Origin of the sequence: Haematobacter sp., assembly GCF_032102465.1 — a bacterium.
GTDB lineage: Bacteria > Pseudomonadota > Alphaproteobacteria > Rhodobacterales > Rhodobacteraceae > Haematobacter.
This window is the reverse complement of sequence record NZ_DAMDHB010000067.1, coordinates 1-9,171: the sequence shown is the minus strand read 5'-3', so window position 1 is coordinate 9,171 and position 9,171 is coordinate 1. Positions and strand designations below refer to the sequence as shown.

Genomic DNA, 9,171 nt, shown 5'->3' with positions numbered 1-9,171 from the left:
TGGGGGAAGGTTCACATGGCTCAATTCTCAATGGAAATTACGCGCCGAACCAGCTCAGTTCTGCGTGGAAACCAACAGTCCAGCGGCTGATTGAACGTGTCGCGGTCAGCCCCGCCCGCACCGTGCTGATCTATGGCGAGACGGGCACCGGCAAGGGGCTCGTCGCGCGGATGCTCCACCGCGCTTCGGCCCGTGCCAAGCGCGAATTATGGACATCAACTGCGCCGCCATTCGGACGAGCCTTTTGGAATCCGAACTTTTCGGCCATGAGAGGGGCGCCTTCACCGGCGCGGTCGACCGCAAGGTCGGTCTGGTGGAGGCTGCGAACCACGGCTCCATCTTTCTCGACGAAATCCGGGAGATGGACCTGACCTTGCAGGCCAAGCTGCTCAGCCTGCTCGACACCCAGCAGTTCCGCCGGGTGGGGGCGGTGAAATCCACCGCCGTCGATGTCCGCTTCATCGCCGCGACCAACAAGGTGCTGCTGTCTGAAGTGCTCTCGGGCAAATTCCGCGAAGACCTCTATTATCGCTTGCAGGTCATCGCGCTGAACATTCCCGCGCTCAGGGAACGCGGCGGGGACGTGCTGATCCTCGCCCGCCATTTCATCGACCGGTTCAACAAGGTCTACGGCCGCAACATCCGCGGGCTCGACGCCGAGACCGAGCGGATCTTCTTGGCCCACCCGTGGCCCGGAAACGTGCGGGAGCTGGAAAACCTGCTGGAACGTATCTTCATCCTGGAGGAGGAGGACGTGATCCTCCCCCGACACATGCCGGACCGCATCCTGCGCACGGTGCGGGCGGGTTTGTCCGTCGTCGCCGCCTCGCCAAAGACGCCGCCGCTGGACGAAGGCTTCCACAAGCTGACAGAGGACTATCAGCGCGGGCTGATCAGCGCCGCACTGGACCGCGCCGAAGGCAACGTCCAAAAGGCGGCGGAGATCCTGAAACTCTCCCGCCATGCGCTCCGCCACCAGATGATCAAGCTGGGAATGCCCCGCGCCTGAACGCGCCCGGCGCGGCTGGCGTGAAATTTTCACGCAAGGCGGCCCGCTCCCTCCCCGTCGATTGCACCCCTCCTTGGTTCCGCCCGCTTTTTCGCGCCGCTCAGGCATGGCACGAATCCTGCATGGGAATGGGTATATCGACCACACAAGAGGCTTCCATGTCGTCGCTCAGGATCATCTGCCCCAACGGCCATCTCGGCTTCGCGCCGCTCAAGACGCGGAGCTTCCACATCGGCGTCGATGCCCGCCCCGACATCATCGCCGCCGATTCCGGCAGCGACGACATCGGCCCCGTGCCGCTCGGCGCTGATACCTGCGCAAGCCCGAAGGTCTGGCAGGAGCATGACCTGGAGGAGATGTTGCTGGCCGCACGCCGCATCGGCGTGCCGATGATGATCGGCTCGGCCGGGGATACCGGCACCAATTCGCGGGTGGACATGTATGTCCAGATCATCCGCGACATCGCGGCGCGCCATGGGCTGGCGCCCTTCAAGCTCGGCTGGTTCTATTCCGAGGTCGATCCCTCCTATGTTCGCGCCAAGATCCGCGGCGGATCGCCGGTCACCGGGCTCGACACCCGCGCCGACCTGACGGAGGAGGAGCTGGACGCCACCTCCCGCATCGTGGCGATGGCGGGCGTGCATCCCTTCGTCAAGCTGCTGGAGGAGGGCTGCGACGTGATCATCGGCGGGCGTTCCTCCGACAGCGCGATCTTTGCCGCCGCCGCGCTCCACAAGGGCTACCCGGAGGCGCAGAGCTACTACCTGGGCAAGGTGCTGGAATGCACCTCCTTCTGCGCTGAGCCCTACGGCGCCGAGGAAACCGTGATGGGAGAGATCACGCAGGACCATGTGCAGGTGACCGCCATGGCGCCGGAACAACGCTGCACCGTCGCCTCGGTTGCGGGCCATGCGATGTACGAACGCTCCAACCCGTTCCACGAATTCGTGGCGGGCGGGATGCTGGACATGACCCATTGCGCCTACGATCAGGTGTCGGAAAAGACGACGCGGGTCACCGGCATGACTTTTGAGCCGTCGCAGGGCATCCGGGTGAAGCTGGAAGGTTCGGGCAAGGTCGGCGAGCGATTCGTCGGCATGGCCGGCATCCGCGATCCCTACACCATCGCCAATGTGGATGCGGTGATCGACTGGGCGCGCCAGCAGACGGTGGAGCGTTTCGGCCCCGACGGGTGGGAGCTGCATTACAACGTCTTCGGCCGCGACGGCATCATGGGCGAGATGGAGCCGCTGCGGGACCGCCCGTCGCATGAGCTTTGCATCGTCGTGCAGGGCGTGGCTCCCACGCGCGAGATGGCGGAGGAGGTGACCATGACCGGCACGCGGCAGCTATTCTACGCGCGGCTGCCGGATGTGAAGGGCACGGCGGGCGGCGTCTCCTTCGTGCTGGACGAGGTGCTGGAGGCCAGCCCCGCCTATCGCTGGACGCTGAACCACACGATGGCCGTGGACGATCCGCTGGAGCTTTTCCCCACCCACACCGCCATGATCGGCTGAGGAGACATCGGATGAACACGACCACGAAGCTCTCGGATCTCGCCAAGACGATCCGGTCCAAGAACGCAGGCACCGACAAGATCACTTTCGACATCATCTTTCGCGAAAGGGCGACCTACGAGATGGTGAAACGCTCGGGAACACTCACGCCGGAAACCGTCTGCGGAATGTTGAAGGTCGATCCCGCGCGGCTTACGGATTTCGTCGAATACGACCCGGCTTATGCGATCAAGTTCACCATCTTGCGCAAACGTCCGTCGGGATCGGCGGGAGATGGCGATATCTTCGGCGCGCAGCAATATGCACCCTTCCTGGATATGGAAGTGGATCTGACGGTGTAGAAAAGGCGCGGATCAAAACGATGCGCTCCGTTTCTCATGGGTAGTACATTGAGGTCCGGCGTTGTGCGCCGGCCCGCAATACTACTCTGCTGCAATCACGGTTCAGAAGAACCGTTTTCATGACGCCCCGCCTCGGGATAGGTAGCCGCGAGCAGACGGTCGAGAGTGTCCCTATTTGCGGCTGATCGAAGAGCGCTGCTCCGCGACATCGTAACGATCACTGACAATTGGCTGGGTCCCGACTCCCGTGACGGAACCACCACAATAGCCTCCCTCTAGATACGCCCAGGAGAGCGGGTTTTCCAGAATAACTCTTCCGTGGTGTATTTGGCCAGAGCCTCGGCTGCCGCGTCTTCGGCTTGGCGGTATTGATGGTGGTACAGGTGATCCGGTCAGCAACGATATTCAACGGAGAAGATCCCTGTACTGGCCGTGAACCATGGACAAGACAAAGGATCACCACCGCTGCGTATTTGCCAGAGCGGTTCCTTTTTTTTGGTCCATGGGGACGTTAGTTACCTCCACCCTACGGTCAGCTGTTACTGTAGAGCTGCGATAGCTCCACGAAGGAGTGCGTTCGTAATAATGATCCCCACCCTGCAGACCAGAAACCGGCAGCGAACGGTCTGATGGAATCTCAGGTGTATCGAAACACGGTTGCGCAATCAGACAAGTTCTGCACTACGCCCACTTGTTCGACCCACCCGGATAGTGAAAAATCGAACTAGGAGGCTTGCGCTCGCTGGATAAGAGCATGTGCGAACGCCCGTGCGACTGAAAGCTATCTCGTCAGCATGCAGGCGCCAAGCGTCCCCGGAAAGCCGATCGATCCCGGGGACGAGCGCTTATCAGTGGGGCTGCGCCCCGGTTGCACCGTGCCATGGCGCAAACCACGCACGCAGCCGACCGATCATCAGATAGAGCGTCAGTCCCACCATCGTCAGAACCACAATCACGGCAAAGAGGTTCGGAACGGAGAGTTCCTGAAGGTATTTCACCGCCAAGTAACCCAGTCCTTCGCTTCCCCCGATAAACTCGCCCACGATCGCACCAATCATCGCCATCACGACCGAGACTTCCATACCGGTCAGCACGACTGGAAGGGCGGTCGGCAGCTCCAGCATCATGAGCCGCTGAAGCGGCGAGGCCTGAAGCATGACCATGACGTCACTGTCGCCCTTGTCCACCGACTTGAAGGCGATCAGAGCGTTGGAGAATATAGGAAAAAAGGCAAGAGCCGCAGCGATGACGATCTTCGATTCAAGCCCGAACCCGAACCAGAGGATGAAAAGCGGCGCCAGTGCGATTTTCGGTACAAGCTGAAGAAGCACGATGAACGGTTTGGCTGCCCATTCCACCGGCGGAACCCGCGCCATCACGAAGCCGAGCGTCAGCCCGAGCGCGACCGCTATCATGAAGCCGCTGGCCGCCTCAGTCACAGTGATGCGGACATGGTACCACAGGGAAGGATCCTGCACCAGATTTACCAGTGAGATCGCGATGGCTTCGGGAGATGGCAAAACAAAGGCCGAAACATCTGCCATACGCACATAGAGAGACCAACTGCCGAGGAAGATAATGACAGCGATGGAGGGCAGAACGACCCGCCAGATATTCCTTGAGTTAAGCATGGCTTGGTCTCGTCAGTTCTGAGCGGAGATGAGCAACGATGTCCTGAAACTCGCCAGTCCGTTGCAGATCCAGGGTTCTTGGGCGGGGAAACCCCATTTTCTCGATTCCGGTAATCCGAGCCGGCCGAGGGGCAAGCACCACGACGCGATCAGAGAGGAAAGCGGCTTCAACGATTGAATGGGTCACGAGAATTGTTGTGACCTTCGCCCGCGCGCAGACCTCCATCAGTTCGACGTTCAGCGCATCCCGGGTCATCGCGTCCAGGGCGCCGAATGGTTCGTCCAGGAGAAGTACCTGCGGATCGGTCACAAGCGCCCGGGCGAGGGAGGCCCTCTGTCGCATTCCACCGGAAAGCTGCCCGGGGCGATGGTTTTCGAACCCCGAAAGGCCGACGGTGCGGCAGATTTCATGCGCGCGTTCCATTCGTTCGGCCTTGCCGACGCCCGCGATACGCAGCGGCAGCGCCACATTCTGAGCGACCGAATACCACGGAAAAAGCCGCGCCTCCTGAAACATCATGGAGACGGGACGCGTCGCCTTGCGGGAGCGGCGGGAACGGGTCCACACCGACAGCCCGCGGATCTCCACGCTGCCTTCCGTAGGCGCTTCAAGACCCGCGACGATGCGCAGGAGCGTAGTCTTTCCGCATCCCGATGGCCCGAGGAGCGAGATGAATTCTCCTCTCTCCAATACGAGGTCGGCATTCGAGATTGCGGTAACGGCCGTCGGACCCTCGCCGAATATCTTGGTTAGCCCGCGAATGTCGATTTCGGCGGGCTTCACATCCATATCATGCATCATCACGCGAGCGCCCTGTCCAGAAGTGCATTGGTGTAAAGGCTCGTCGGATCGACCGGCTTTTTGATCATGCCCGCCTCACCGAGCATGGACACAGCATTCGCCCAGACCTCGGGAACGTTCCGTAGGACATTCTCCGAACCCTTCGCGATCCAGTTCTGGGCGTTGGCATACAGATCCTCTCGGGCAGCACCGCGATCCGCTGTGCCCAGAACATCGAACCGGGTGGCGATCCTGTCGATGATCGGGTCAAGTTCCTCCTTTGGCGTCTGGGCGATGGTGAGAGCGGCGCGATGGGTGGCTCTCAAAAAAGCCACAAACTTGTCTGGGTTCGCGGCAACATCTTCGTCATGTGCGACGTAGACTTGCCCGGGCATGCCATCATCCATTGGAATGGCGACAGCATCCCCCGTCGCAGCCAGGGCGGTGATCATGGAGGAGGTGTTTCCAATGAACGCCCCGGCGCGACCGGCCTGGATCAGGGCATAGGAGGCGCCGGTGTCAGCGACCTTGACCCGCTTGACTGTCTCGGGGGAATGGCCCCCGCTCCGCATCAGCAAATCGAGTGTGCCTTCCATCGAGCCACCGAGCGAGGCCATCCCAACAGTCCGCCCCTCCAAGTCCTCCATGGACCGGACAGGGTTTTCCTTCGAGGAGATGATGTAGAACGGCGAAAGTTGCGCGATGGTGGCTATGGACAGAAGCGGCGCGCCGTTGTCCACCCGCGACTGAATGAAGTTGGTGCCCCCTGTGCGGCCCGCGGACATCTGTTTGGCGATGACCATCTGGGCGGCGAAGGAAGCACCTTTGCCAGCCTCTGCTTTGAAGTTCAGCCCTTCGTCGCGGTAGAAGCCCATCGCATCGGCATAAAGAACGTCACCGAATGCGAGTGAAAAGCTGAAGGGTGCTATGAACGAAAAATCGGTGCTCTGAGCGAACGCGGACGTTCCCGTTGCCAGCAGGGCCGCTGCGCCGGTGGCACAGAGGAACCCACGGCGTGAAAGATTGGCGCTGTGCATTTTTTATCCCTGTTGTGTCGAAGGCATGTTTTGCCAGTCGAGAACAGGGTAGGGAAAGGCATCGTTTTACAGGCAAAACGAAGTAACGCGAGGATCCGAAAGGCTCCTGAAGTTCCGAGCAGAGTCGGGTGAGGGTCGGCTCCGAACTGTGGCATAGGGCGCATACAGAATAGCCGCGCGGCCGCACCCCCGGACAGCAACCGCCGCCCGGGAGTGCGGTTGATTGATCAAGCCGCTTCGAAGGCGACGCTTTCCGGTTCTGCGGAACCCACTACATACCACACCGTGGCAGCCGAAGCGCCATTGTTGCGGAACCAATGTTTGCGACCCGCCGGCGTTTTCACAAGATCACGTGGCCCGAGCTCGATTTCCACCTGTTCGCCATTCTCTTCCCACCCGACGACGAAAGAGCCTTCGAGCACAAGGAAGGCATCTTCCACGTCGCGCGCAAACGGCTTCACGCCGACGCGCGAAGGGACGCCCAGCATTTCCTTGCGGCAGGTGTCGGACTCAACGCCACCGGGGCCGCAGTACACCTTGCGCGTGAAGCCCGCATCTTCCCAATGGGTCTCCAGTTCCGAATGGCGCACGACGTATTTGGCCATCAGTTGCTGCAGCGGATGTTCGCCCTTGGGATCGAACGGCAACGTTTTGCCGGGTTCGGCCCCGAAGGCCCGTGCAAGCTCAGGGGCGTGTTCCTTGGGATGGTAGTGATAGACCGGCGGCAGAGGTTTGCCCACATCCACCGAGATCGACATCATCACCGGCTCCACGCCGTCGACACGGAAGCCGTGTCCGATTTCCCGTGCGTTCAGGATCATGTCCTTCGGGCCCAGATTGACCTCTACGACCTCCCCGTCACGCTCCCAGCCGACGATCAGCGCGCCGTCGATGATGAGAAAGCTCTCTTCGATCTCATGGCTGTGGCAGGCAGCATATTTTCCCGGTTCCTTGTAGATCAGGGACAGGGTGAAATGATCGGGCTTCAGCGTAGAGGTATCGCCAACCTTCGGGGACCCACCGGCACCGATATACCGCATCTGAGCGCGGGAAAGCTCTTCGAATCCTACGTTGGAGGGGAAGGCCTTCCAGTCGAATTTCTTGTCTGTGAAGCGCCCGGTATGGGCTTTCAATTCATCCGAAAGCGTGGCGAAGGCCGTGTCTTGTGCAGTCATGGTATTTACCTCTCAATGGACACATCCGATGCCGTGAGCATCAACAGATATGGCCATAGCCCAGCCATGTTTTATATGCGATTAAGCGTTTTACAGGTAAACCAAGCGAGCAGTGGCGGGAGCGTGGTGCAATGAGGTCGCCGGAGCAGGGCAAAGATCGGTATCTGGTTCCCGGACTTGTCCGCGGGCTGTCCACGTTGAAGCTCTTCACTCCCGAGACGCCCAATCTGTCATTGTCGCAAATTGCCGCATCGCTCGGGATAACACGCTCCGCCGCATTCCGAACTGTTTACACGCTGGCGGCCGAGGGATGCCTTCTGCACGACGAGCGGACGGAGACCTATGCGCTCGGGCCGGGCGTCATGAGGCTGACCTATGGCTATTTCGCAACGCGCGAAGTGGTGGAAATCTCACAGCCCGAACTGGAGAAGTTGCGCAGCCTGACGGGGTGGTCGGTCCATCTGGGCGTTCTGGACGGGACTTCGGTTCTCTATGTCATGCGTCTCGCCGGTCCCAAGCATGATAGTTCAATCATTCATGTGGGCAGCCGGCTACCCGCACGCGCAACCACGCTCGGACGTGTACTGCTTTCCGGGTTGAGCGAAACCGAGATACTAAGTCGTTTTCGCGTGGAAGGCGTCAGCACTCCCAAGGCAGGCAGCACTTCCACCATCGCGCGACAGGCACGAGCGGATGCCGCGCTTCCAGCCATCGTGCATCTGGGTGATTTCCAAGCCGACATCATCTCGGCTGCTGCGCCCATTCGCAATATGATCGGAGATATTATTGCCGCAGTTAACCTTACCGCCCCTAACGCAGTGGTGGAACGAGAAGCGGTAGAGGATGTACGCAAGCAACTCATCGCGACCACCATGCGGATATCGACGCTGCTCGGCTGGGATGCCAGGGGCTAGAAGCCCCCGGCTGGGTACTGTGATCGCCGAGAATTTCAAATGAGGATTGGAGCGCGTCAGACGCCATGATCGCCTGCTAAGCGTTGCGATATTGGCGGCCTATCCCGCGGCATGCCTTGTTGGAGGGTTGTGTTGACAGGCTGCTGAAAAAGTCCTGATGTGTCACGCCTATGTGCCGGAAATCGGAAAATCGGCCCGGAAACGCCCGGAAGTATATAGATTTCCGGCCGAATTCCGACAGATTGCGAACGATTTCCGCTCCGACACCGGCTAAAAGCCTTTTTCAGCAGCCTCTTAAGCCTGATTACGCCTCGCCGTTGGCATTGAGGAGGGACCGGATGCAGATTGGCAAGGTGATTAGGCTTGATGTTCATACGCTACCGATTGCGGGAGCCGTCACACCGACGAGGGAGCCGGCGAAGTTCGTTGCTGGGGTCCATCCACTGCCGCTCAGACCATATCCAACATGGTGGGGGGCTGAACCCAGGGCGTAACAGGCGGTTTGTTGCGGCAGCGCAGGTGACTTGGGGCCGTTTCCTGAAGAGTGGTTTCAGCTCCATGAAAGCAGATCGTCGAGCCTGTGATCTTGAGATCAGGGATGCGGGGAAGGATGTCGGCCAGACAGGCCTGCGCGTCCAGGTGCTTCTCGATGACTGTCGTGGCGCGGGCAGAAGACCAGTGTCAATCGGCGCTCAATTTTGACCCCCTGATGCGCTATGGCAATGGCGAGGTGGGTCTTGCCGGTTCCGGTGCCGCCGATCAGCAC

9 protein-coding genes and 1 pseudogene are annotated in these 9,171 nt (G+C 60.4%); 5 read left to right on the top strand and 5 right to left on the bottom strand.

Going from position 1 to position 9,171, the window contains the following annotated elements; all coding sequences use genetic code 11:
* Positions 1 to 122: 122 nt before the first annotated feature.
* From RT513_RS20935 to RT513_RS20300, 4 genes and pseudogenes are all read left to right on the top strand, one after another.
* Positions 123 to 505: pseudogene (locus tag RT513_RS20935) on the top strand (sigma-54 factor interaction domain-containing protein); the annotation flags it as partial.
* Positions 506 to 772: 267 nt separating this feature from the next.
* The gene (locus tag RT513_RS20930; RefSeq protein ID WP_409518437.1) at positions 773 to 1,009 is read left to right on the top strand and encodes a helix-turn-helix domain-containing protein; all 237 of its coding nucleotides are present in this window, start codon (positions 773 to 775) and stop codon (positions 1,007 to 1,009) included.
* 158 nt (positions 1,010 to 1,167) lie between these two features.
* The gene (locus RT513_RS20305; protein WP_290687424.1) at positions 1,168 to 2,526 is read left to right on the top strand and encodes an acyclic terpene utilization AtuA family protein; all 1,359 of its coding nucleotides are present in this window, start codon (positions 1,168 to 1,170) and stop codon (positions 2,524 to 2,526) included.
* Between the two features lie 11 nt (positions 2,527 to 2,537).
* Positions 2,538 to 2,867: a DUF4387 domain-containing protein gene (locus RT513_RS20300; protein ID WP_290687422.1), complete on the top strand. Its 330-nt coding sequence runs from the start codon at positions 2,538 to 2,540 to the stop codon at positions 2,865 to 2,867.
* A gap of 848 nt (positions 2,868 to 3,715) precedes the next feature.
* On the opposite strand, the gene RT513_RS20295 is transcribed toward RT513_RS20300, so the two are convergent.
* The 4 genes from RT513_RS20295 to RT513_RS20280 all read right to left on the bottom strand — a co-directional run bounded on the left by RT513_RS20295 (position 3,716) and on the right by RT513_RS20280 (position 7,491).
* Positions 3,716 to 4,498, bottom strand: coding sequence for an ABC transporter permease (locus RT513_RS20295; RefSeq protein WP_290687420.1), 783 nt, complete (start codon positions 4,496 to 4,498; stop codon positions 3,716 to 3,718).
* Positions 4,491 to 5,288, bottom strand: coding sequence for an ABC transporter ATP-binding protein (locus RT513_RS20290; protein WP_088215713.1), 798 nt, complete (start codon positions 5,286 to 5,288; stop codon positions 4,491 to 4,493). The genes RT513_RS20295 and RT513_RS20290 overlap by 8 nt, the downstream gene beginning before the upstream one ends.
* Before the next feature lie 11 nt (positions 5,289 to 5,299).
* Positions 5,300 to 6,316 carry an ABC transporter substrate-binding protein gene (locus RT513_RS20285; protein ID WP_088215701.1) on the bottom strand — a complete coding sequence of 339 codons (1,017 nt, stop codon included), beginning with the start codon at positions 6,314 to 6,316 and terminating at the stop codon, positions 5,300 to 5,302.
* A 227-nt stretch (positions 6,317 to 6,543) separates the two neighbouring features.
* Entirely contained in the window at positions 6,544 to 7,491 is a 948-nt protein-coding gene (locus RT513_RS20280) for a cupin domain-containing protein (RefSeq protein ID WP_290687417.1), read from the bottom strand.
* Positions 7,492 to 7,622: 131 nt separating this feature from the next.
* On the opposite strand from RT513_RS20280, the gene RT513_RS20275 reads away from it, so the two are divergent.
* Positions 7,623 to 8,405: an IclR family transcriptional regulator gene (locus RT513_RS20275; RefSeq protein WP_290687415.1), complete on the top strand. Its 783-nt coding sequence runs from the start codon at positions 7,623 to 7,625 to the stop codon at positions 8,403 to 8,405.
* Positions 8,406 to 8,997: 592 nt separating this feature from the next.
* On the opposite strand, the gene RT513_RS20925 is transcribed toward RT513_RS20275, so the two are convergent.
* Positions 8,998 to 9,171, bottom strand: a complete 174-nt coding sequence (locus RT513_RS20925) for an ATP-binding protein (RefSeq protein ID WP_409518436.1) — start codon at positions 9,169 to 9,171, stop codon at positions 8,998 to 9,000.